The organism is Microbispora catharanthi (assembly GCF_006334915.2).
Lineage (GTDB): Bacteria > Actinomycetota > Actinomycetes > Streptosporangiales > Streptosporangiaceae > Microbispora > Microbispora catharanthi.
In genome coordinates, this window is record NZ_VDMA02000025.1 from 16,629 (window position 1) to 38,404 (window position 21,776).

Consider the following 21,776-nt stretch of genomic DNA (forward strand, 5'->3'; position numbering starts at 1 on the left):
CACTGTTGTCCCAGGCGCTCAGAAGGGGTTCGGGGCGCCTCGTTGGGGAGTCCGGCGCGCCGAGAGGGGGTTCGCGGCGCACCGGAGCCTCCCATGGGGGATCCGTAATCGGTGCGGGGCTCTCACCCGGCTCGGGTGGGAGCCCCGTATCGATGAGAGCTCCGTATTGATTACGCAATGTGATTACCCGCTCGCGGTCCGGGGAAGGAAACCTCCGGCAAAGCGGGGAGGCGGGTATGCGCATCGTCCACGCGGCCGTCGCGGGCTGCCTGGTCCTGGCGACCGGTGCCTGCGGCACGGGCCGGGTCACGTACGCCGCCGTCCGGGCCTCCGGCAAGGCGGCGGACGCGAACCGTCCGCGGACGGTGCTCGGCAGGATGGACGGCCTTCCCGAGGGGTTCTTCAGCCACGCGCGGGCGCCCTGGCGTCCGCCGTTCCGTCCCCGCGCCCGCGCGTGCCGCCTGCTGTTCGACGCGGCCGCGGGCAGGCCCCCGCGTGCGGGGCTCGGCGGCACGACCGCCGCCACCTACCAGGGCGCGCACGCGGGCGAGCTCGCCGGGGTCGGCGTCGCCGTCTACGACGGCGGCGAGGCGGCCGGGCATCTCGCCGCGCTCCGCGACGCCCTCTCCCACTGCGCGACGGCCGACGGCGGCACGCCGTACGACCGCCTGACGGCCGCGCGGACGCCGCTGCCCGGCGTCGGCGGCCCGGACGCGGCGGGCCGGGCCCTGTCCGGAAGGGTCGGCGGTTACCCCTACCGCATGCACGTGGTCGTCGCCCGCTCCGGCCACACGTTGATCGCGCTCGTGCACGCGGGCCTGACCCCGCCCGATCCGGCCCGCACGGCCGAACTGACACGGCTGCTCGTCCGCGAGGTCGGTACGCTTGACGCGTGACACAGACGCTGGACCCCGAGGACAACAAGATCATCACGCTGGCCAGGTCGGCGCGGGCGCGCGGCGGCACCCCCGAGGGCGCCGCCGTGCGCGACGAGACCGGCCGGACGTACGCCGCGACCACGGTGGCGCTGCCCTCGCTCCGGCTCTCGGCCCTCCAGGCGGCCGTGGCCACGGCCGTGTCCAGCGGGGCGAAGGCCCTCGAGGCGGCGGCGATCGTCACCGAGGCCGACGACCCGGCCGAGCAGGACCTGGCCGTCATCGAGGACATGGGCAACGGCACGCTGTTCCTGGCCGCGCCGGACGGTTCGCTGAAGGGCCGGTACATCTGACGTGGACGCCGAATCGAGCGGTTTCCGTGCGGGCTTCGCCTGCTTCGTCGGCAGGCCCAACGTCGGCAAGTCCACGCTGATGAACGCCCTGGTCGGCACCAAGGTGGCGATCACCTCGTCCAAGCCGCAGACCACGCGGCGGGCCATCCGCGGCATCGTCCACCGGCCGGACGCCCAGCTGGTGATCGTGGACACCCCCGGGTTCCACCGTCCCCGCACGCTCCTGGGGGAGCGGCTGGACAGCCTGGTGCTGTCCACGCTCACCGAGGTCGACGTGATCGGGTTCTGCGTCCCGGCGAACGAGCCGATCGGCAAGGGCGACCGGTTCATCGTCGACAAGCTCGCCGCCGTCAAGAAGACCCCGGTGGTGGCGGTCGTCACCAAGTGCGACCTGGCCACCCGCGAGCAGGTCGCGCACCAGCTTCTCGCGGTGTCCGCGCTGGCCGAGTTCGCGGAGATCGTCCCGGTGTCCGCGCAGGGCGGCGAGCAGCTCGACGTCCTCGCCGACGTGCTCGTCAAGCGGCTGCCGGAGTCGCCCCCGCTGTACGCCGGCGGGGAGCTGACCGACGAGCCGGAGCAGGTGCTGGTCGCCGAGCTGATCCGGGAGGCGGCGCTGGAGGGCGTGCGCGACGAGCTGCCCCACTCGATCGCGGTGGTCGTGGAGGAGATGCACCCCCGGGAGGGCCGCGACGACCTCCTCGACGTGTACGCCCACATGTTCGTCGAGCGCCCCTCGCAGAAGGCGATCGTGATCGGCCCGGGCGGCACGAGGCTCAAGGACGTGGGCACCCGCGCCCGGCAGCAGATCGAGGGGCTGCTCGGCACCCGCGTCTACCTCGACCTGCGGGTCAAGGTCGCCAAGGAGTGGCAGCGCGATCCCAAGCAACTGCGGCGTCTCGGCTTCTACGACTGACGGCCGTCACCGGCGGCGCAGCAGCGCGGCGGCGGCCAGGACGGCCAGCGCGACCGAGGCCAGCAGGCCGGCGAACCAGCCATACTGGATCGTCGGGTGCACCCGCAGCAGCCCGGAGATCTGGAAGTCGAGCCGGCCCACGAGGTCGCGCGGGTCGGCGAGGAACATGGCCAGCGCGAAGGCGGCCACCGCGCCGGGCAGGATCGCCAGCCCGGTGAACAGCCAGTTTCGCGTCGCGCCGAGCACGCCGAGCAGCATCGCCGTGATCCCGGCGCCCAGCACGAACCAGCCGGGGCCCGCGTCCACGCCCCGCACGGCGTGCGTGAGCGACGCGTCGAGGATGCCGAACTCGGCGGTGAGGCCCGCCCACGGGAGCAGCGCGGTCACGGCCAGCGCGAACCCCGCGACGAACACGCCGGCGGCCCGCAGGACGCCGGCCACGCTGGTGCCTCGCCGCGGCCTGCCGGGATGCTGCGTGGGTTCCGACACGATCACCAGGCTACGGCCCGAGGCGGCCGGTTTCAGCCCTTGCGTGCCTCGGAGCCGCTCAGGGCCGGTCGGCGGGGCGTCGGGCACCTGGGCGGCACCAGTGGTGGCACCAGTGGTGGCAGGGTTCAGCCATCGGGAGCCGAGGTGGCAGGTGGGGTGGTCGGTGGGGAGGTGGCCGCGGCCTCCTCGCCGCGCCGCAGCCGCTCCCTGAGCTGGACCGCGTCCGCGCCGAGCGCGCAGACCTGCACGCCCGGACCGGCCAGCGGCAGCGCCGCCCAGCCGTCCCCCAGGGCGGCCCGCCGCTCGCGTTTGACGTCCGGCACGGCGGGCGGGGCCCAGGCGGGTCCCGCGATCAGGGTCGAGCCGACGCACCGGGCGTCCCCGTAGACGGCCGGGCTGCCGTCCACCGCCTCCTCGCCCACCAGGAGGTCCTGGCGGAGCAGGGGCCGTCCGGCCACCGTCGCGTCGAACCGCGCGCGGCCGCGTCCCGGCCGTTCGCCGTGCCGCCCGAAGACGATCTCCTCCCGCCAGAAGACCGTGGCGTCCTCGGCGAGCGAGAGCCGTACGACGAGGCGGTGGACACATCCGGCGGCGAGGACGGTCGGTTCGGGGGAGAAGTGCAGGGTGGCGCCCGCGCCGACCCGCGCCCGCACGACCATGACCGAAGGGGTGTCCGCGAGACCCGGCAGCACCAGCGTGGCGCCCACCGAGCGGACCTCCAGCGAAGTGCCGGGGGCGACGTCCACGCCGAGTTCGAGGTGGTCCCCGCGCAGCGGGCCCGCGCCCGTCGAGACGAGGTGGACCCGCCGCGGACCGGTCTGCCGCAGCGTCAGCGGCGGGTCGGACCGCAGCGTCTCCAGCCGGGTCCGGCCTCCGCCTGCGGCCTCCGTCCTGATCAGCGCACGCGCGGTGACGGCCGTCATGCCGGTCAGGACGCCGGAGCCTGCCGGGCGGCGCTCTGGACGGCGCTCTGGACGGCGTGGTGGTGCGGCTCGCCGTGCTCGCGCCGCCAGGCGTCGACCATGTGCGTCACCCACTCCGCCACGCTGTGCGCGCCTCTGTCTTCTCTGATCGACGTGAACAGCACCGGTTTGCCGTCCCGCACGGCCGCGGCGTCGCGGGACATGACGGTCAGGTCGGCGCCCACCATCGGCGCGAGGTCGGTCTTGTTGACGACGAGCAGGTCGGCCGAGGTCACCCCCGGCCCGCCCTTGCGCGGCACCTTGTCGCCCCCCGACACGTCGAGCACGAAGATCTGCCGGTCGGCCAGGCCCCGGCTGAACGTGGCGGTGAGGTTGTCGCCGCCGCTCTCGACGATCACGAGATCGAGCGGCCCGAACCGCTCCTCCAGCGTTTCGACGGCGTCCAGGTTGGCCGCGATGTCGTCGCGGATGGCGGTGTGCGGGCAGCAGCCGGTCTGCACGGCGAGGATCCGCTCGGGGTCGACGACCCCCGCGCGGCGCAGGAAGTCGGCGTCCTCGGTGGTGTAGATGTCGTTGGTCACGACCCCGAGCCGCAGCGACGGCCCGAGACTGCGGCACAGCGCCGCCACCAGGGCGGTCTTGCCGCTGCCGACCGGCCCGCCGATGCCGAGACGGAGCGCCCGCCCGTGTGGTTCGGCCGCGTCGTGGAGGTCGTCGTGGTGAGCGCCCATGCGGGTACCTGCTCTTTCTCGTGCGGTGGCCGGTGCGGAAACGTCAGGAGACGAAAAGCTTCATCGGGTTGGTCAGGTGTCCCTCCGCCAGGAGGTCGAGCGCGGGCGCGCTGTGCCCCGGCAGCGCGTGCCATCGCGCCGCCTGCCAGGCCGCTTGCCGCTCAGGGTGGCGTCCAGGCTGCCGTCCCTGGTGATGCCCCGCCCCGCACCCGTCCGGCTCGTCGTCCGCCGGGACCGCGTCGTCGAGCGACGCGCAGGCGACGTGGGCCGTGTCCTCGAGTGCGGGGGCGAGATCGGCGAGCAGGCGGTGCACGGTGACCGGGTCGAGGCCGAGGAGCCGCACGGCCGCCGTGGCCGGGCCGGTGACCGAGGTGTAGGCGGCGGCCAGCGCGGCCTGGCGGGGCGCGCAGCCCGCCGAGGCCGCCGCCGCGCCGAGCGCGACGGGGTGGTGCGGGCCCTCCGGCACGGCCCGCGCGAGCGCGTCCAGGGCGGCCGAGGGCCACATCCGCCGGGCCGTGCGCAGCAGGAGCCGCCCCTGCGTGCGGGCGGCCCCCCGCTGGGCGGGCGAGGCGGTCCTGGCGTCGGCCTCGGCGTCCAGCCGCCGCCACAGCGGAACGCCGTCCGCGGCGTCGTCCGCGGGCGGTGGCCCCGGGTCACAGGCGGCGCGAAGTTCTCGGCCGGCACTGCCGCCGCTGTCGACGGCGGCCAGTTCGCACGCGGCGGCGGCGAGGGCGGCGGTGACGAGGCCGGCGGTGGCGAGCCTGCCGCGCAGGAACCGCGCCAGGTCGCCGGCGCCGGTGACCGTGCCCCGCCGCACGGCCTCCTCCACGCCGCCCGAGTGGGCGTGCCCGCCCGCAGGCAGCCGCGAGTCGGCCAGCAGCAGCAGCGCCGCGTCCCCGTTCATCTCAGAAGAGGAAGTAGCGCTGCGCCATGGGCAGCGACTCGGCCGGGGCGGGTTCGATCAGCTCGCCGTCCACGTGTACGGCGAAGGTGTCGGGGTCCACCCGGATGTCCGGCAGGGCGTCGTTGAGGGGCATGGCGTCCTTGCGCCGGGCGCGTACGTCGGCCACGGGGACCAGTCGCCTGCCCACGGCCAGGCGGCCCGCCAGGCCGTCCTCCACCGCGAGCGGCGCGACGAAGTGCAGCGAGGTCGCCGCGGCGGTGGCCGGGGCCGCGCCGAACATCGGCCGGGGAAGCACGGGCTGCGGCGTCGGGATCGACGCGTTCGCGTCGCCCATCTGCGCGTACGCGATGACGCCGCCCTTGACGACGAGGTCCGGCTTGACCCCGAAGAAGGCCGGGCTCCACAGGACGAGGTCGGCGAGCTTGCCGGGCTCCACCGAGCCGATCTCCGCGTCCAGGCCGTGGGCGATCGCCGGGTTGATCGTGTACTTGGCGACGTAGCGGCGGGCGCGGAGGTTGTCGGCCGGGCCGTCGCCCGGCAGCGCGCCGCGACGCCGCTTCATCACGTGGGCCGTCTGCCAGGTACGGATGATCGTCTCGCCGACCCGGCCCATGGCCTGGGAGTCCGAGCCGATCATCGAGATCGCGCCCATGTCGTGCAGGACGTCCTCGGCCGCCATCGTCGTCGGCCTGATCCGCGACTCGGCGAACGCCAGGTCCTCCGGGATGGAGGGGTTGAGGTGGTGGCACACCATGAGCATGTCCAGGTGCTCGTGGTGGGTGTTGACGGTGTGCGGACGGGTCGGGTTGGTGGAGGACGGCAGCACGTTGGCGTGGGAGGCCACCGTGATGATGTCCGGAGCGTGGCCGCCTCCCGCGCCCTCGGTGTGGTAGGCGTGGATCGCCCGGCCGCCGACGGCCCGCAGGGTCGACTCCACGAACCCCGCCTCGTTCAGCGTGTCGGTGTGGATGGCGACCTGCACGCCGGTGGCGTCGCACACCCGCAGGCACGCGTCGATGGCGGCCGGGGTGGTGCCCCAGTCCTCGTGCAGCTTGAAGCCCGACGCCCCGGCCCTGAGCTGTTCGAGCAGCCCCTCCTCGCTGACCGTGTTGCCCTTGCCGAGCAGGGCCACGTTGACCGGGTAGGCGTCCAGCGACTCCAGCATCCGGCCGAGATACCAGGTCCCGGTCACGGTGGTGGCCTTCGTGCCCTCGGCGGGTCCTGTGCCGCCGCCGACGATCGTGGTGACGCCCGAGGCGAGCGCCTCGTCGAGGATCTGCGGGCAGATCAGGTGGACGTGGGAGTCGACGGCGCCCGCCGTGACGATCTTTCCGTTGGCCGCGAGGATCTCGGTGGACGGGCCGATGACGAGGTCCGGGTGGACGCCGTCCATGGTGTCGGGATTGCCGGCCTTGCCGATGGCGGCGATCCGGCCGTCGCGCACGCCGATGTCGGCCTTGACCACGCCCCAGTGGTCGAGGATCACCGCGCCGGTGATGACGAGGTCGGCCGCACCCTCGGCCCTCGTGGTGCGCGCCTGCCCCATCGACTCGCGGATGACCTTGCCGCCGCCGAACACGGCCTCGTCGCCCGCCCCGGCGGGCCCCATCGACAGGTCCTCGGTCACCTCGACGTACAGGTCGGTGTCGGCCAGGCGCACCCGGTCGCCGGTGGTCGGGCCGTACAGCGCGGCGTAGCGGGAGCGTTCGACGCTAGACATCGGTCCTCCCGTCGAGGGGCCCGGCCCACTCGGGACGAAGGCCCGGTACGACCCGATGGCCGGCGATCGGGACCAGCGTGACGTCGCGCTCCACCCCGGGCTCGAACCTGACCGCGGTGCCCGCCGGGATGTCGAGGCGGGTGCCCCAGGCCGCCTCGCGGTCGAACTCCAGGCCGGGGTTGGCCGCGGCGAAGTGGTAGTGCGACCCGACCTGCACCGGCCGGTCGGCCGTGTTGACGACTCTCAGGGTGATCCGCTCCCTGCCGGGGTTCAGCGGCACGTCGCCGTCGCCGCACACGATCTCGCCGGGCGTGCTCATGTGATGGGGTTGTGGACGGTGACGAGCTTGGTGCCGTCGGGGAAGGTGGCCTCGATCTGGACGGACTCCAGCATTTCGGGCACGCCCTCCATGACGTCCTCGCGCCGCAGGACCTTGCGGCCGGCGTCCATCAGGTCGGCGACGCTGCGGCCGTCGCGGGCGCCTTCCAGGAGGAAGGACGCGATGAGGGCCGTCGCCTCCGGATGGTTGAGGCGAAGGCCGCGCTCCTTGCGCTCGCGGGCCACGCCCGCGGCGACGTGGATGAGGAGCCGTTCCTGTTCGTGTGGAGTGAGCCGCATGGCGGGACGATAAGTACCCGGCGTTTCCCCCGCGTTACCCGCTGATTTCGTCTGCGTATCCGGACGGCGGTGAGCCTTCGCTAATGAGTTGTTAACCGCCGGGATTTCGGCGGGAAATACCGCGCGCTCACCTTGACGGCAGACGGATCGGCGTGGGGACCGTAGCGGCAAGGGAGAGGCATTTGCGTAACTCATTATGGCGCACCGGAGCGGCGTTCACGCTCGCGGCCGTGACGCTCGCGGCCTGTGCCGGGCAATCGCCCACGAATGACACGGCGGCCTCGTCCGGCGGCTCCGACACCATCAAGGTGGGCATTCTTCACTCGCTCAGCGGCACGATGGCCATCAGCGAGGTCACGGTCAGGGACGCGGAACTGCTCGCCATCGAGGAGATCAACGCGGCGGGCGGCGTGCTGGGCAAGAAGCTGGAGCCCGTCGTGGAGGACGGCGCGTCCGACTGGCCGACCTTCGCGGAGAAGGCCACCAAGCTCATCGCCCAGGACAAGGTCGCCACCGTCTTCGGCGGCTGGACGTCGGCGAGCCGCAAGGCGATGCTCCCCGTCTTCGAAAAGCGCAAGGCGCTGCTGTGGTATCCGGTCCAGTACGAGGGACTGGAAAGCTCGCCGTACATCTTCTACACGGGCGCCACGACCAACCAGCAGATCGTCCCGGGACTCGACTATCTGAAGGAGAAGGGCAAGAAGAAGCTCTTCCTCGTGGGCAGCGACTACGTCTTCCCGAGAACCGCGAACAAAATCATCAAGGCGTACGCCGCGGCGAACGGGATGGAGGTCCTCGGCGAGGAGTACACCCCGCTCGGGCACACCGAGTACAGCACGCTCGTCAACAAGATCGTCGAGGCGAAGCCGGACGCGGTCTTCAACACCTTGAACGGCGACAGCAACGTCGCGTTCTTCAAGCAGCTCAAGAGCACCGGGATCAGCGCCGACCAGATGCCGGTCATGTCGGTGTCCGTGGCCGAGGAGGAGGTCAGGGGCATCGGGGTCGACAACGTCGCAGGGCACCTGGTGGCCTGGAACTACTACCAGACGACCGACACCCCGGCCAACGAGAAGTTCGTCGCCGCGTTCAAGGCGAAGTACGGCGCGGACAAGGTGACCTCCGACCCGATGGAGGCCGGATACAACGCCGTCTACCTGTGGGCCGAGGCCGTCAAGAAGGCCGGGACCACCGACGTGGAGGCCGTCAAGAAGGCCGCCGGCGGCGTGTCCCTGGACCGCCCCGAGGGCAAGGTCACCATCGACGGCGACAACCAGCACGTCTACAAGACCGCGCGCATCGGGGTCGTCCAGCCGGACGGCCAGATCAAGGAGGTCTGGAACTCCGGCGAACCGATCAAGCCGGATCCCTACCTCAAGACGTACTCCTGGGCCGGCGGCCTGGTCTGACGGCCGACATGGAGGGAGTGCTCAACCAGCTGCCGATCGGGCTGTCGATCGGTGCGGTCCTGCTGCTGATCGCGCTCGGCCTGACGTTCACGTTCGGGCAGATGGGCGTGGTCAACATGGCCCACGGCGAGTTCATCATGGCGGGGGCCTACACGGCCTACCTGCTCCAGGGCGTGGGCTTCCTGATCGCCCTCCCGGCCGCGTTCGTGGTCGCCGGGCTCATGGGCCTGGTCCTGGAGCGCACGCTGATCCGGCGTTTCTACGGCCGCCCGCTCGACACACTGCTGCTCACCTGGGGCGTCAGCCTGATGCTCCAGCAACTGGCCCGGGACCTGTTCGGGGCGCCCAACGTGCAGGTCTCCTCGCCCGCCTGGCTGCGCGGCGGCATCGGGATCCTGCCGTACAACCGGTTGTTCATCATGGCGCTCGCCGCGGCGTCCGTGCTCGCGATCTGGGCGTACATGAACAGGACGGGGCAGGGGCGGCGCATGCGGGCGGTGATGCAGAACAGGAGACTCGCGGCGACGAGCGGCATCGACACCGGGCGGGTCGACCAGCGGACGTTCTTCATCGGCTCGGGGCTCGCCGGGGTCGCGGGGGTCGCCCTCACGCTGATCGGACCGGTCGGCCCGACGCTCGGGACGTACTACATCGTGGACGCGTTCCTCGTGGTCGTCGCGGGCGGCCTGGGCCAGCTTCGGGGCGCGGTGCTGGCCGCGGCCGGCCTCGGCCTGCTGAACTCCTACGCCGAGTTCTGGAGCGACGCCAGCCTCGCCAAGGTGGTGGTCTTCGTGGCGATCGTCGGCTTCCTGCAGGTCCGGCCGCAGGGGCTGTTCTTCGTCCGGTCGCGGGCACTGACATGACGGCGCCGGAGCAGTCCGCACGCCGATGGCTGGGCCCGGCGGTGTTCTCGGCCGTGGCGGTGCTCGCCCTGGTGGCGGCGCCGCTGCTGCTGGAGCCGTTCCGACTGGGCCTGCTGGCCAAGTATCTCTGCTACGCGATCGTGGCGCTGGGCATCGGCCTCGCCTGGGGACAGGGCGGCATGCTCACGCTCGGGCAGGGGGTGTTCTTCGGCCTCGGCGGCTACGCGATGGGCATGTATCTCAAGCTCAACGACGCCGCCGGGGACCTGCCCGACTTCATGGTCTGGAGCGGGGTGGAGAAGCTGCCGGCGCTGTGGAAGCCGTTCGGCAACCCGGTCTTCGCACTGGCCATGGTCGTCGTGCTGCCTGCCGCGGTCGCGCTGCTGCTCGGCGCGCTGGTGTTCCGCCAGCGCGTACGCGGGGCGTATTTCGCGATCCTCACCCAGGCGCTGGCGGCGGCGCTGGTGATCCTGCTGGTCGGGCAGCAGGGGCTGACCGGCGGCACGAACGGCCTGACCAACTTCTTCGACTTCTTCGGCAACGACGTGGCGGCCGACGAGACCCAGCGCGGCCTCTACCTGCTCGTCGCGGTCGTGCTCGGGGCGCTCTACCTGGGCGCCAGGCAACTCGTCCGCAGCCGGTTCGGACGGCTGCTGCTGGCGGTCAGGGACGGCGAGGACCGCGTGCGCTTCCTCGGCTACAACCCGGCCACGGTGAAGACGCTGACCTTCGCCGTCTCGGCGGGCATGGCCGGCATCGCGGGGGCGCTGTTCGTGCCCGTGGTCGGCATCATCTCGCCGGCCCTGCTCGGTGTCGTCCCCTCGCTCGAACTCGTCGTCGCGGTGGCGGTCGGCGGCCGGTTCGCGCTGGCCGGCGCGGTGCTCGGCGCGGTCGTCATGGGATACGCGCGGACGTACTTCAGCGAGGAGCTTCCGGACGCCTGGCTCTACCTGCAGGGCGCCCTGTTCGTGCTCGTCATGACGCTGGCGCCCAAGGGCATCGCGGGCCTGGCCGCCAATCTCGTACGGAGAAGGGAGGTGCGGGCGTGACCGAGGCGCTACCGGAGACCGCGCTACCGGAGACCGCGCTACCGGAGACCGCGTTACTGGAAATCAGGGGTCTGGAGGTCGCCTTCGGCGGCTTCCGCGCGCTCGACGGCGTGGACCTGACCGTCGGCCGGGGTGAGCTGCGCTTCCTCATCGGGCCGAACGGCGCGGGGAAGACCACCCTCATCGACGTGATCACGGGCCTGACCAGGCCCACCGGGGGCTCGGTGCGGTTCGAGGGGCACGACCTCGTGGGCCGCAGGGAGCACGAGATCGTCCGGCTCGGCGTGGGCCGCACCTTCCAGACCTCGGTGGTCTTCGAGGAGCTCACCGTGCTGGAGAACCTCGACCTGGCCGCGTCGTTCCGCCGCCCGCTGTGGTCGCTGCTGCGCCGCAGGCGCGAGGTGTCGGAGGAGGTTACGGCGGCGCTGGAGACGACCGGCCTGGCCGGGCTGGCGGGCAGCAGAGCCGGGGTGCTGTCCCATGGGCAGCGGCAGTGGCTGGAGATCGGCATGCTGATCGTCCAGCGGCCCCGGCTGCTGCTGCTCGACGAGCCGGTCGCCGGCATGTCCTCCGGCGAGCGCGAGCGCACCGGCGAACTGCTCACCGAGGTCGCCCGCGATCACACCGTGGTCGTGGTCGAGCACGACATGGACTTCCTACGCCGCTACGCCTCCCAGGTCACCGTGCTGCACGAGGGCAGGGTGCTGACGGAGGGCTCGGTCGAGCAGGTGCGGGCCGACCCGCGCGTACAGGAGATCTACTTGGGACGGGCGCGGGAGGGTGCCGAGGATGCTGTCCGTTGAGGGACTGGAATCGGGGTACGGCCGGGCCCGGGTGCTCTTCGGCGTCTCGCTGGAGGTGCCGGCCGGTCGCCTCGTCTGCGTGATGGGCCGCAACGGGGTCGGCAAGACGACCCTGCTCGACACCGTCATGGGCGTGCTCCCGGCGACCGGCGGGAGGGTGACGTTCGAGGGCAGGGACGTCACCCGGCTGCGCCCGGACCAGCGCGTACGGCTCGGCATGGGCTACGTGCCGCAGGGTCACGACACGTTCCCCCAGCTCAGCGTGATGGACAACCTCCTGGTCACGCTGGAGGCGTCCGCGCACGGGGACCGGGCGGCGCTGGAGGAGGCCCTGGAGGTCTTCCCCCGGCTCAAGCCGCTGCTCAAACGGCCGGCGGGCTTCCTGTCCGGCGGCCAGCAGCAGCAGCTCGCGATGGCCCGGGCCCTGGTCACCCGGCCGAAGCTGCTGATCCTGGACGAGCCGACCGAGGGCATCCAGCCGTCGATCATCCTGGAGATCGAGGAGGCCGTCGAACGCCTGCACGCGACCGGTCTCGCGATCCTGCTGGTGGAGCAGTACCTGGACCTCGCGCTGCGACTGGCCGACGGGTTCGTGATCCTCGACGCCGGGCGGGTCGTCAGGTCCGGCCCCGCGCGAGAGCTCCAGGACGAGGAGGTCCACCGGCTTTTGTCCGTCTGACCTCGGCGCCTACCCTGGAAGGGAGGAAGCGATCGCACGTGTGAACGCCTTTGGCCGCGCCGGAGGCTCCGCACCGCGGGAGCGGTGGGGGCCGTCCGGACCCGGCACTGCGCACGGCCCGACCGCTTCCTCCGTCGTCTCCGGCGACGCCGCCGTGAGGCGGGGCAGGATGGGCGAACACCGTCGAGCCGCCACGGCAGATCAACCGTGGAATCAACGGCCTCAAGCAGATGTCAATCAATGACGAGCGAAAAGGGCAGTCAGATGTCGAGCTGCCACTGGTGCCAGGTGTCGAAGACCTCGAAGCCCATCGCCTCGTTGATCGCCAGCATGTGCGGGTTCGCGACGGAGTTCCACGTGATCACACGCTCGGCGAACGGCTCGCACGCACGGAACCAGGTGATGTTGGCGAGCTTGAGCACCAGGCCGAGCCGCCGGCCGCGGTGCGGCGCGAGGACGGTGGTCGAGCTCTGACGGGCCCATCCCTCCGGCCGCTCGGCGTCCACCACGAGCTGGGTGAACCCCGCCGGCTCTCCGCTGGCCGTATGCCGGGCGATCATCGTGTACGTCCGCTGGCCCGCCCGCGCGAGCATCTCCTCGCGGGCGCGCACGCGGTCGGCGGTCCACCGCTGGTCCTCCATCGCGAGGTCGCCCAGCGGCTCGTCGTTCATGCCCTCCGCCAGGCAGGCCATGTCGCCGAGCAGGTCGTCGGGAGTCGGCCCGGCCCACCGTTCGAGCGAGTAGCCCGTGGCGTGCCGTACGGCCCGGGCGCGGAGGAGTTCGAGGCCGGACCAGTCGGCCGTGCGCAGGTCGAGCACCAGCCGGGTCTCGGTGGAGGCGGGGGAGAATCCGCGGGCCTTGGCGAACGCCGCGCCAGGACCGTCCGCCGTGGCCTCGGCGATCAGGACGCGCCTGCCCTCGTCGCGCGCCCGGCCGATCGCGTGGTCGAGCAGCGCGACGCCGATTCCCTCGCGCCTGCGGCCCGGATGCGTCATCAGCCGGAGCAGGGCGAGATGAGTGTTGTCGTCCTGAGGGAAATGGAGAATGTGGCCGCCGACGACCTGGTCACCGGTGATTTGGCTGCCGTTGGTTCGGCTGCCGTCGCACGCCACCCACGCCTCGGCCCGCTCGCCGCCGGACCCGCTCCGGACGCTCGCCGTGAAGTGCCGCCACGACATCGCCGGACCCGGATGGTCGCACGCGCGCGCGATGCCGTACAGACCGGCCAGAGGGGAGTGCCCCGCCGGGCCGTCCGGGTCGTCTTCCCCCTGCTCGGCGTCGTTCTCGATGGGGGCGACGCGCTTCATTTGCATGCCGACAAGAATTCCGCACCCCTTGTCAGGGGCGCGACTGATTTTCACATCGTGGAACGGCGGTGGGTGAGGGGCTATTGCATGTAGTTCTCGACCTCGTTGACCGGGCGGGGGGAGGCGAAGTCGGGGTCCTCGCCCACGTCGCGCCGGGCGCGGCGCTGGCGCAGCAGGTCCCAGCAGCGGTCGAGCTGCTCCTCCAGCGAGGCGATCCTGTTGTGCTCCTCGTCCGAGGTCAGCTCACCCGCGACCAGTCGTTCGCGCAGGGAGTGCTCCTCGTCGACCAGGTCGCTGATCCGCTTCAGGATCTCGTCGTCCTTCATGTGGCCTCCTTCGTCACGAGTCACCCTAACCTGGAGCTCCGTCTCGGAATGTGATCGGGTGTCTCGTCCGGCTGAGGGCGTCTGCTAGTCTGCTTGGCATGCTGCGCGGACTCCTTCTTATCCGCCGCGGCGAGGGCCTGTAAGAGGCCGGCTCCCTCGCCGCGGTGCGAGAGGCATGCGCGTCGGCCGCCCTGGTTTCATCCAACGGCGCCCCCTTCCTAACGAATCGACGGCAACGTCGTGCCCGGGGCTCGCCGTGCGCCCGACGAGGAGCAACCATGAATGAGCAGCAGCCCAGTCCCATGCCTTTCCACCGCTACACGCCGTTCGAGCCGGTACGGCTGGCCGACCGCACCTGGCCCGACAAGGTCATCACGGAGGCGCCGCGCTGGTGCGCGGTGGACCTGCGCGACGGCAACCAGGCGCTGATCGACCCGATGGACTCCGACCGCAAGCTGAAGATGTTCGACCTGCTGGTCAGGATGGGCTACAAGGAGATCGAGGTCGGCTTCCCGGCCGCGTCGCAGACCGACTACGACTTCGTCCGCCAGATCATCGAAGAGGGGCGCATCCCCTCCGACGTGGTCATCCAGGTGCTGACGCAGGCCCGGCCCGAGCTGATCGAGCGGACCTTCGAGGCGCTGCGCGGCGCCCGCCAGGCGATCGTCCACCTGTACAACTCCACCTCCACCCTCCAGCGCCGGGTCGTCTTCGGCCAGGACAGGGACGGCATCACCGCGATCGCCGTCGAGGGCGCCAAGCTGTGCAAGAAGCTGGCGGCCGAGATGGAGGGCACGGAGATCTACTTCCAGTACTCGCCCGAGTCCTTCACCGGCACCGAGCTGGAGTACGCCGTCGAGGTCTGCAACGCCGTCAACGACGTGTGGCGGCCCACCCCCGACCGCAAGGTGATCGTCAACCTGCCGGCGACGGTCGAGATGGCCACCCCCAACGTGTACGCCGACCAGATCGAGTGGATGCACCGCAACCTGGCGTACCGGGACTCGGTCGTGCTGTCCCTGCACCCGCACAACGACCGCGGCACCGCCGTCGCCGCCGCCGAGCTGGGCTACATGGCCGGCGCCGACCGCATCGAGGGCTGCCTGTTCGGCAACGGCGAGCGGACCGGCAACGTCTGCCTGGTCACGCTGGGGATGAACCTGTTCTCGCAGGGCGTCGACCCGGAGATCGACTTCTCGGACATGGACGAGATCCGGCGCGTGGTCGAGCACTGCAACCAGCTGCCCGTGCACCCCCGCCACCCGTGGGGCGGCGAGCTGGTCTACACGGCCTTCTCCGGCTCCCACCAGGACGCCATCAAGAAGGGCCTCGAGCACCTGGAGCGCGACGCGGTCGCCGCCGGCGTGCCGGTCGACCAGTTCACCTGGGCCGTGCCGTACCTGCCGATCGACCCCAAGGACATCGGCCGCACGTACGAGGCCGTGATCCGCGTCAACAGCCAGTCGGGCAAGGGCGGCGTCGCCTACATCATGAAGGCCGACCACCAGCTCGACCTGCCGCGTCGCCTGCAGATCGAGTTCTCCCGCGTCATCCAGGCCCGTACGGACGCCGAGGGCGGCGAGGTCACGGCCGCCGAGATGTGGGAGCGGTTCGCCGACGAGTACCTGCCGAACCCGGCGAGTCCCTGGGGCCGCCTGGGCCTGCTGGCCCACCGGCACACCTCCACCGTGGACGACAAGGACGCGATCAACGCCGATGTGCGGGTCGACGGCCAGATCAGGGAGATCGAGGGCGTCGGCAACGGCCCCATCTCGGCCTTCTGCGACGCGCTGGAGAACATCGGGGTGCCGGTGCGGGTCCTCGACTACACCGAGCACGCGATGAGCGCGGGCGCCGACGCCAAGGCCGCGTCGTACGTGGAGTGCGAGGTCGGCGGGCCGAACGGCACGCAGGTCCTGTGGGGCGTCGGCATCGACGCGAACACGACGAGCGCCTCGCTCAAGGCCATCATCTCCGCCGTGAACCGCGCCACCCGCGCCTGACAGCCCTCTGAATCTCGCAGTGATGCGGCAGGACCTGCGGTCTCACTGTCCGTGACCTTGCACAAAAGCGCAAGCGTATGACCTGACCGGCCCAAAAGGCTGTCGGAAACACGCGAAAGGCGGCAACCGGGAGATCCCCGACTGCCGCCTTTCGCATGTCTCATGATCGACACGGTGTCGGTGCCGTGCTGTCGGCGGCGAGGTGGCGACAGCCGTCCTGATCGGCCGCGATCGTCGTGCCGACAGCATCGAATCGATCCCCACGGTCGCGCCACTCCTGTGTGGTCCGCTTGGCGCGGGTAAGGCGCCGGTGCCGACGTTCGACAGAGGACAGCCTTTCGGGGTGCTTCCCATTCGCCGGCGCTTGCCTCTGGTTGATCTCGCGTAGCACGATCTGTTCATGATTGCCCTGATCACGTTGATCCTGCTGCTGGGGGGATTCATCTGCCTGGCCCTGGCGGTCTTCAAGGAAGACGACCGGCTCAGGCTGGTGGCCGCAGGCCTCGCGTGCTGGCTCCTTGCTGAACTGGTCCAACGCGTCTACGAGCTTCTAATACTCCAGCCGTAGATTCGTTGACGGCGTCGCCGCCAGTGGGACCAGGGCGCAGGCCGTACGGGCTCGCTCTCCCCGGATTGTCTGAACTGTGCTCTCCACGGAGCCCGAGGCGGCGGGGTCGCGGCGCTTGGCGGCCTAATAACTTTCACGAGTAAAACACTCGCGAAAGAACGAGGGATCATGAGGCCGGCGATGCGAGGGCGGCTGCCGTTGCGGGGAGTGTTCCGGATCGGCGGGCTGGGGGACGTCTGGCACAAGCACGCGCTCAGCGCGGTCATCGCCCTCGCCGTGCCGGACACGGTCCTGCTGCTGCTGGACCGCCTGGACCTGGCCGTCTACACCTCCGCCGGAGCCATTGCGCCCTCTACGCGCACGGCCTGCCGTACCGGCCCCGGGCCCTGGAGGAGCGCGGGCTGGTGAGCCGCCGCCCCGACGACCGCGACCGGCGGGTCTCCCACCTCACGCTCACCGACGAGGGCCGCGCGCTCACCGACCGGCGGCGGGAGCTGGGAGACCTGCTCGGCGAGCTGCTCCTCCTCCTGGAAGGACGCCTCGGCGCCCGCCAGCTCTGACCGCGATCCGGCCCGCCGAGCCGTGATCGCCTACTCGCGCAAGCCGAGCCGTGTCGCCTACTCGGGCAAGCCGAGAAGCCGGCCCAGACAGGTCATGTTGTGCTCGAACAGCTCGGTTCGGTGGGCGATCGTGTTGTTGAACTGGCCGAAGAGCTCGAAGCTGACCATCCCGAACAGGCCCGTCCAGACGACGATCGCCCGCGTGACCACGTCGTCCGGCACGTCCGGCATCAGCGACCGTACGATCTCCGCGTCCTCCGCCAGGATCGCGGGTGGCGGCGGGCAGATCGGGGGAGGGGCGAGCCTGCCCGCGCGGTGGGCCTCTGCGACGATCCGCCCGTACACGGCCGTGTCCCGCACCGCCGGCGCGACGGTGTCCTGCGGCGCGGCGTAGCCCGGCACGGGTGAGCCGTACAGCAGGGCGTACTCGTGCGGATGGGCCAGGGCCCACTCGCGGACGGCCCGGCAGGCGGCGAGCCATCGTCCGGTGAAGTCGTCGCGCGCGCAGGCGGCGTCGGCGCGTTCCACGGCCTCTCCGAGGGCGTTGTATCCGTCTATGATCAGCGCGGTCAGCAGGTCGTCGCGGCTGGGGAAGTAGCGGTAGATCGCCGAGGAGACCATCCCCATCTCGCGGGCCACCGCCCGCAGGGACAGGCCCGTGGCTCCCTCCGTCGCCAGATGTCGCCGGGCGATGTCCGTGATTTCCCTGATCAGCTCCGCTCTCACCCGCTCGCGCGCGGTCCTGCTCGCATTCATGTGGCAAGGTTAACAGAGCACCAGAGCGATTAGAGAGCGGTGCTCTTGACGAAATCCGCTCCAATGGGAGAGCATTGCTCTCGAAACGGAGCAATGAAAGTCAAGGAGTGCCGATGCTTACCGTGGCCAAGGGAACGATCTCCGCACTGATGTTCTTCCTGGAGCTGGGCGTGCTGATCTCGCTGGCCTACTGGGGGTTCACCCGGGAGGCCAACATCCTGGTGAAGATCCTTCTGGGACTCGGTGGGCCGGCCGTGTTCGCGACGCTCTGGGGGTTGTTCATGGCGGGCGGCAAGGCGCCGCACCAGCTGCACGGGATCGCCCGGGCGGCCTTCGAGGTCGTGTGGTTCGGCGCGGGGGCGGCCGCACTGGTGGCCTCCGGGCTCGTCACCGCGGGTGTGGTGTTCGCGGTCGTGTACGTCGTGGACGGCGTGCTGCGGCTGCTGACGGATCAGGTCTGAAGGAGAAGTGATGGGCAGGCATGTGATCGTCGGATCGGGACAGGTCGGCGGCGGCCTCGCCGAGACGCTGGCGGAGCGCGGGCACGAGGTGACCCTCGTCACCCGCTCGGGCTCCGGCCCGGAGCGTCCGGGGATCTCGCGGGTCGCCGCGGACGCGGCCGACGCCGCCGTGATGCGGCGGCTCACCGAGGGGGCCGACGCGCTCTACAACTGCGCCAACCCGCGCTATCACCGGTGGCCCCTGGACTGGCCGCCGATCGCGGCCTCGCTGCTGGCCGCCGCCGAGTCGTCCGGGGCCGTCCTGGTCACCCTGGGCAACCTGTACGGATACGGGCCGGTGGACGGACCGATGACCGAGGATCTGCCGCTCGCCGCGACGGGCACCAAGGGCATGGTCCGGGCGCGGATGTGGGAGGAGATGCGGGCCGCCCACGAGGCCGGCCGGGTGCGGGTCACCGAGGTGCGCGGCTCGGACTACTACGGGCCGCGGTCGTCCGACCAGTCGTACGTGGGGCCGCGGCTCCTGGAGCCCCTGCTCGCGGGCAAGCCCGCCACCGTCGTGAGCGACCCCGACATCCCGCACAGCTGGACGTACCTGCCCGACGTCGTGCGGGCGCTGGCGGCGGCCGCGGGGGAGGAGCGCGCGTGGGGGCGGCCCTGGCATGTCCCGACCGCGCCGCCCTTCACCATGCGGCAGTTCGCCGAGATGGTGTGCGAGGCCGCGGGCGCCCCGGCGCCGCGCCTGCGGCGGCTGCCGTCGTGGACGCTGAAGGCGGGGGGCCTCGTATCGCCGTTCCTGCGCGAGCTGGGGGAGACCCGTTATCAGTTCGACCGGCCGTACGTGCTCGACTCCTCCGCCTCCCAGGCGGTCCTCGGGTTCGGGCCGACGCCGGTCGAGGACGGGGTGAAGGAGACGGTGGCGTGGTGGCGGGGGCGCTGAAAAGCGCCGGAAGGACGGCGATAGTCTCCCCGGCATGAGAGTTGGGATCATCGGCCTGGGAGACATCGCGGAGAAGGCGTACCTGCCCGTGCTGGCCGCGACGCCGGGCATCGAGCCGCTGCTGTGCACCCGCGACCGGGCGGCTCTCGACCGGCTCGGCGACGCGTACCGGATCGGCGCGCGTTTCACCTCCGTGGACGGCCTCGCCGAGGCCGGGATCGACGCGGCGTTCGTGCACGCGGCCACCAGCGCGCACGTCCCGATCGTGACCACGCTGCTGGAGGCGGGCGTGCACGTCTACGTGGACAAGCCGCTCGCCTACGACGCCGCCGCCTCCGCCGGGCTCGTACGGCTGGCACGCGAGCGGAACAGGTCGCTGATGGTCGGGTTCAACCGCAGGCGCGCCCCCGCGTACGCGGCCCTGCGCGGCCTGCCGCGCGACGTGATCGTGATGCAGAAGAACCGGCGTGACCTGCCCGGTGATCCGCGGACCATGATCTTCGACGACTTCGTCCACGTGGCCGACACGCTGCGCTTCCTCGCCCCCGGGCCGGTCACCGACACCACGATCAGAACCAGGGTGCGGGACGGCCTGCTCGAACACGTGGTGCTGACGCTCGGCGGCGACGGGTTCACCGCCGTCGGCGTGATGAGCCGCACCAGCGGAGCGGCCGAGGAGACCTGCGAGGTCATGGGCGGCGGCGGCAAGCGGCGGGTCGTCAACCTCGGCGACGTGGTGGACCTCGCCGGGGACGAGGTCCTCACGAGGCGTGGCGACTGGGTCCCGGCGACCCGGCAGCGCGGCATCGAGCAGATCTGCCGGGAGTTCCTCGCCGCGGTCCGGGAGGGCCGGATCCTCACGGCCGACGACGCCCTGGAGACCCACGAGCTGTGCGAGCAGATCGTGCTGGCCGCCACGGACACGGCGGCGACGGCCTGACCGCCTCCCGGAAGCCGCATATTCCCGGGAGGCGGTCGTCGTCGCCGTCTTCAGAAGGGCGTCAGGGGCGTCAGGGGTAGAGGCCCCGCATGCGGTGGGCCTCGGCCACCCGCCCCACCCCGATCGCGTGGGCGGCCTGGCGGAGCGTGAGGTCACGCTCCGCGGCCAGGTCCGCGACCGCCCGATAGGCGTTCTCCATCAGGTCGCGGAGCTTCACCTCGACCTCTCCGGCGCTCCAGGAGTACGCCTGGGTGTTCTGCACCCACTCCAGGTAGGACACGATCACCCCGCCGGCGTTGGCCAGGATGTCGGGGACCACCGTGACCCCGTTGCCGGCCAGGATCAGGTCGGCCTCGGGAGTGGTGGGCCCGTTGGCGCCCTCCACGACCAGGCGGGCCCGTACGCGCGGCGCGTTGTCCGCGGTGATCACGCCTTCGAGCGCGGCCGGCACCAGCACGTCCACGTCGAGTTCGAGCAGCTCGTCGTGGGAGAGCGGGTCGGCCTCGCGGTAGCCGTGGACCGACCCGGTCTCGGCGGCGTGGGCGCGCAGCGCGGCGACGTCGAGGCCGGAGGGGCGGACGACCGCGCCGCCCGCGTCGGAGACGGCCACGACACGGCAGCCGGCGTCGGCGAGGTACTGCGCGGCGAGCGCGCCCACCTTGCCGAAGCCCTGCACCGCCACGGTCGCGCCCTCGGGGGATCGCGCCCTGCTCAGCTGGGCCAGCGCCTGCAGCGCGGCGATCTGCACCCCGCGCGAGGTCGCGCCCGCGCGGCCGAGCGAGCCGCCGAGCGCCGTGGGCTTGCCGGTCACCACGCCCGGGACCGAGTAGCCCGCGTTGGCGCTGTAGGTGTCCATGATCCAGGCCATGGTCTGCTCGTCGGTGCCCACGTCGGGCGCGGGGATGTCCTTCTCCGGGCCGATGAGCGGCAGGATCTCGTTGACGTAGCGCCGGGTGACGCGTTCGAGCTCGCGGGTGGTCAGCACGGCCGGGTCCACCGCGACGCCGCCCTTGGCCCCGCCGTACGGGATGCCGACGAGGGCGCACTTCCACGTCATCCACATGGCGAGGGCGGTGACCTCGGCGAGATCGGTGGCGGGGTGGAAACGGATGCCGCCCTTGGCCGGCCCGCGCGACAGGTTGTGCTGCACGCGGTGACCCTGCACCACCTCCAGGCGGCCGTCCTCGCGCCGTACGGGCACGGAGACCGTCAGCGAGCGGCGGGGCGTGGCGAGCATGTGGTGCATGCCGTCGTCGAGACCGAGGAAGCGGGAGGCCTCGGCGAGCTGGAAGCGGGCGGCGGCGAGGGCGCGCTCACCCAGGGAGGGGGCATGGAGGTCGGGGATCGGGGTCCGAACCCCCGACGCCGTTGTCGGGAAGTCCGTGATGGTCATTCTGTTGTTCTCCTGTCGGAAGGGTGGCCGTTCCCCGGGCCCCGCGTGCCGTCGTCGTTGACGGCCGCGAAAGGCGGACCGGGAGGAGCGACATCTGGATCAAATCGTGGACCGGGCGATCGCGATATAGGCCAATACGGAGATCGCCGGGCGGTATTTCGCCGTTCCGGCGCATAGGTGGCGCACGCCGTGA

General features: G+C 71.6%; 26 protein-coding genes. 15 read left to right on the forward strand and 11 right to left on the reverse strand.

Annotation, left to right across the window (positions count from 1 at the left end):
• Positions 1 to 236: 236 nt before the first annotated feature.
• From FH610_RS34715 to era, 3 genes are read left to right on the forward strand one after another with little or no spacing between them, the layout of a single operon-like run.
• Positions 237 to 896 (forward strand): hypothetical protein, encoded by a 660-nt coding sequence (locus FH610_RS34715; RefSeq protein WP_139579478.1) that lies wholly within the window; start codon positions 237 to 239, stop codon positions 894 to 896.
• Positions 893 to 1,228 (forward strand): cytidine/deoxycytidylate deaminase family protein, encoded by a 336-nt coding sequence (locus FH610_RS34720; RefSeq protein WP_139579479.1) that lies wholly within the window; start codon positions 893 to 895, stop codon positions 1,226 to 1,228. The genes FH610_RS34715 and FH610_RS34720 overlap by 4 nt, the downstream gene beginning before the upstream one ends.
• Position 1,229: 1 nt before the next feature.
• Positions 1,230 to 2,141 (forward strand): GTPase Era, encoded by a 912-nt coding sequence (gene era / locus FH610_RS34725; RefSeq protein WP_139579480.1) that lies wholly within the window; start codon positions 1,230 to 1,232, stop codon positions 2,139 to 2,141.
• A gap of 6 nt (positions 2,142 to 2,147) precedes the next feature.
• Here the strand turns inward: era and FH610_RS34730 are convergent, their stop codons facing one another.
• The 7 genes from FH610_RS34730 to FH610_RS34760 all read right to left on the reverse strand — a co-directional run bounded on the left by FH610_RS34730 (position 2,148) and on the right by FH610_RS34760 (position 7,526).
• Positions 2,148 to 2,630 carry a hypothetical protein gene (locus FH610_RS34730; protein WP_139579481.1) on the reverse strand — a complete coding sequence of 161 codons (483 nt, stop codon included), beginning with the start codon at positions 2,628 to 2,630 and terminating at the stop codon, positions 2,148 to 2,150.
• A 125-nt stretch (positions 2,631 to 2,755) separates the two neighbouring features.
• Positions 2,756 to 3,553, reverse strand: coding sequence for an urease accessory protein UreD (locus FH610_RS34735; protein WP_139579482.1), 798 nt, complete (start codon positions 3,551 to 3,553; stop codon positions 2,756 to 2,758).
• Between the two features lie 5 nt (positions 3,554 to 3,558).
• On the reverse strand, positions 3,559 to 4,284 hold the full coding sequence (gene ureG, locus FH610_RS34740) for an urease accessory protein UreG (RefSeq protein WP_139579483.1): 726 nt from the start codon (positions 4,282 to 4,284) through the stop codon (positions 3,559 to 3,561).
• Between the two features lie 43 nt (positions 4,285 to 4,327).
• Positions 4,328 to 5,188: an urease accessory protein UreF gene (locus tag FH610_RS34745; protein WP_139579484.1), complete on the reverse strand. Its 861-nt coding sequence runs from the start codon at positions 5,186 to 5,188 to the stop codon at positions 4,328 to 4,330.
• 1 nt (position 5,189) lies between these two features.
• Entirely contained in the window at positions 5,190 to 6,908 is a 1,719-nt protein-coding gene (locus tag FH610_RS34750) for an urease subunit alpha (protein ID WP_139579485.1), read from the reverse strand.
• Positions 6,901 to 7,227 carry an urease subunit beta gene (locus tag FH610_RS34755; RefSeq protein WP_139579486.1) on the reverse strand — a complete coding sequence of 109 codons (327 nt, stop codon included), beginning with the start codon at positions 7,225 to 7,227 and terminating at the stop codon, positions 6,901 to 6,903. The genes FH610_RS34750 and FH610_RS34755 overlap by 8 nt, the downstream gene beginning before the upstream one ends.
• The gene (locus FH610_RS34760; protein ID WP_139579487.1) at positions 7,224 to 7,526 is read right to left on the reverse strand and encodes an urease subunit gamma; all 303 of its coding nucleotides are present in this window, start codon (positions 7,524 to 7,526) and stop codon (positions 7,224 to 7,226) included. The genes FH610_RS34755 and FH610_RS34760 overlap by 4 nt, the downstream gene beginning before the upstream one ends.
• Before the next feature lie 182 nt (positions 7,527 to 7,708).
• Here FH610_RS34760 and urtA point away from each other — a divergent pair, with 182 nt between their 5' ends.
• The 5 genes from urtA to urtE are packed head-to-tail and all read left to right on the forward strand — an operon-like array spanning position 7,709 to position 12,329.
• On the forward strand, positions 7,709 to 8,935 hold the full coding sequence (gene urtA, locus FH610_RS34765) for an urea ABC transporter substrate-binding protein (protein ID WP_139579488.1): 1,227 nt from the start codon (positions 7,709 to 7,711) through the stop codon (positions 8,933 to 8,935).
• Positions 8,936 to 8,943: 8 nt separating this feature from the next.
• Positions 8,944 to 9,798, forward strand: coding sequence for an urea ABC transporter permease subunit UrtB (gene urtB / locus FH610_RS34770; RefSeq protein WP_139579489.1), 855 nt, complete (start codon positions 8,944 to 8,946; stop codon positions 9,796 to 9,798).
• The gene (gene urtC, locus FH610_RS34775) at positions 9,795 to 10,847 is read left to right on the forward strand and encodes an urea ABC transporter permease subunit UrtC (RefSeq protein WP_139579490.1); all 1,053 of its coding nucleotides are present in this window, start codon (positions 9,795 to 9,797) and stop codon (positions 10,845 to 10,847) included. Before urtB ends, urtC begins: the two co-directional genes overlap by 4 nt.
• Entirely contained in the window at positions 10,844 to 11,650 is an 807-nt protein-coding gene (gene urtD, locus FH610_RS34780; RefSeq protein WP_139579491.1) for an urea ABC transporter ATP-binding protein UrtD, read from the forward strand. The genes urtC and urtD overlap by 4 nt, the downstream gene beginning before the upstream one ends.
• Positions 11,637 to 12,329, forward strand: a complete 693-nt coding sequence (gene urtE / locus FH610_RS34785) for an urea ABC transporter ATP-binding subunit UrtE (protein WP_139579492.1) — start codon at positions 11,637 to 11,639, stop codon at positions 12,327 to 12,329. Before urtD ends, urtE begins: the two co-directional genes overlap by 14 nt.
• A gap of 260 nt (positions 12,330 to 12,589) precedes the next feature.
• Here urtE and FH610_RS34790 read toward each other — a convergent pair whose 3' ends face one another.
• On the reverse strand, positions 12,590 to 13,642 hold the full coding sequence (locus FH610_RS34790) for a GNAT family N-acetyltransferase (RefSeq protein ID WP_139579493.1): 1,053 nt from the start codon (positions 13,640 to 13,642) through the stop codon (positions 12,590 to 12,592).
• 74 nt (positions 13,643 to 13,716) lie between these two features.
• The gene (locus FH610_RS34795) at positions 13,717 to 13,962 is read right to left on the reverse strand and encodes a DUF2630 family protein (protein ID WP_139579494.1); all 246 of its coding nucleotides are present in this window, start codon (positions 13,960 to 13,962) and stop codon (positions 13,717 to 13,719) included.
• Positions 13,963 to 14,240: 278 nt separating this feature from the next.
• Between FH610_RS34795 and leuA the strand changes: the two genes are divergently transcribed.
• From leuA to FH610_RS44835, 4 genes are all read left to right on the forward strand, one after another.
• Entirely contained in the window at positions 14,241 to 15,965 is a 1,725-nt protein-coding gene (leuA, locus tag FH610_RS34800; protein ID WP_139579495.1) for a 2-isopropylmalate synthase, read from the forward strand.
• Positions 15,966 to 16,365: 400 nt separating this feature from the next.
• A complete protein-coding gene (locus FH610_RS43060) occupies positions 16,366 to 16,533 on the forward strand; it encodes a hypothetical protein (protein ID WP_161628148.1) in 168 nt (55 codons plus the stop codon).
• Between the two features lie 168 nt (positions 16,534 to 16,701).
• Positions 16,702 to 16,941: a hypothetical protein gene (locus tag FH610_RS44830; protein WP_240809379.1), complete on the forward strand. Its 240-nt coding sequence runs from the start codon at positions 16,702 to 16,704 to the stop codon at positions 16,939 to 16,941.
• Entirely contained in the window at positions 16,938 to 17,093 is a 156-nt protein-coding gene (locus tag FH610_RS44835) for a hypothetical protein (protein WP_240809380.1), read from the forward strand. The genes FH610_RS44830 and FH610_RS44835 overlap by 4 nt, the downstream gene beginning before the upstream one ends.
• 57 nt (positions 17,094 to 17,150) lie before the next feature.
• Here FH610_RS44835 and FH610_RS34815 read toward each other — a convergent pair whose 3' ends face one another.
• Positions 17,151 to 17,849, reverse strand: coding sequence for a TetR/AcrR family transcriptional regulator (locus FH610_RS34815; protein ID WP_139579496.1), 699 nt, complete (start codon positions 17,847 to 17,849; stop codon positions 17,151 to 17,153).
• Positions 17,850 to 17,962: 113 nt separating this feature from the next.
• Between FH610_RS34815 and FH610_RS34820 the strand changes: the two genes are divergently transcribed.
• Genes FH610_RS34820 through FH610_RS34830 form a run of 3 tightly spaced genes read left to right on the forward strand, consistent with a single transcriptional unit; the run spans position 17,963 to position 20,190 of the window.
• Positions 17,963 to 18,310 carry a YrdB family protein gene (locus FH610_RS34820; RefSeq protein ID WP_139579497.1) on the forward strand — a complete coding sequence of 116 codons (348 nt, stop codon included), beginning with the start codon at positions 17,963 to 17,965 and terminating at the stop codon, positions 18,308 to 18,310.
• 10 nt (positions 18,311 to 18,320) lie between these two features.
• On the forward strand, positions 18,321 to 19,250 hold the full coding sequence (locus FH610_RS34825) for an NAD-dependent epimerase/dehydratase family protein (RefSeq protein ID WP_139579498.1): 930 nt from the start codon (positions 18,321 to 18,323) through the stop codon (positions 19,248 to 19,250).
• Positions 19,251 to 19,284: 34 nt separating this feature from the next.
• Entirely contained in the window at positions 19,285 to 20,190 is a 906-nt protein-coding gene (locus FH610_RS34830) for a Gfo/Idh/MocA family protein (RefSeq protein WP_139579499.1), read from the forward strand.
• Between the two features lie 70 nt (positions 20,191 to 20,260).
• On the opposite strand, the gene FH610_RS34835 is transcribed toward FH610_RS34830, so the two are convergent.
• The gene (locus tag FH610_RS34835; RefSeq protein ID WP_139579500.1) at positions 20,261 to 21,583 is read right to left on the reverse strand and encodes a Glu/Leu/Phe/Val family dehydrogenase; all 1,323 of its coding nucleotides are present in this window, start codon (positions 21,581 to 21,583) and stop codon (positions 20,261 to 20,263) included.
• Positions 21,584 to 21,776 lie beyond the last annotated feature (193 nt).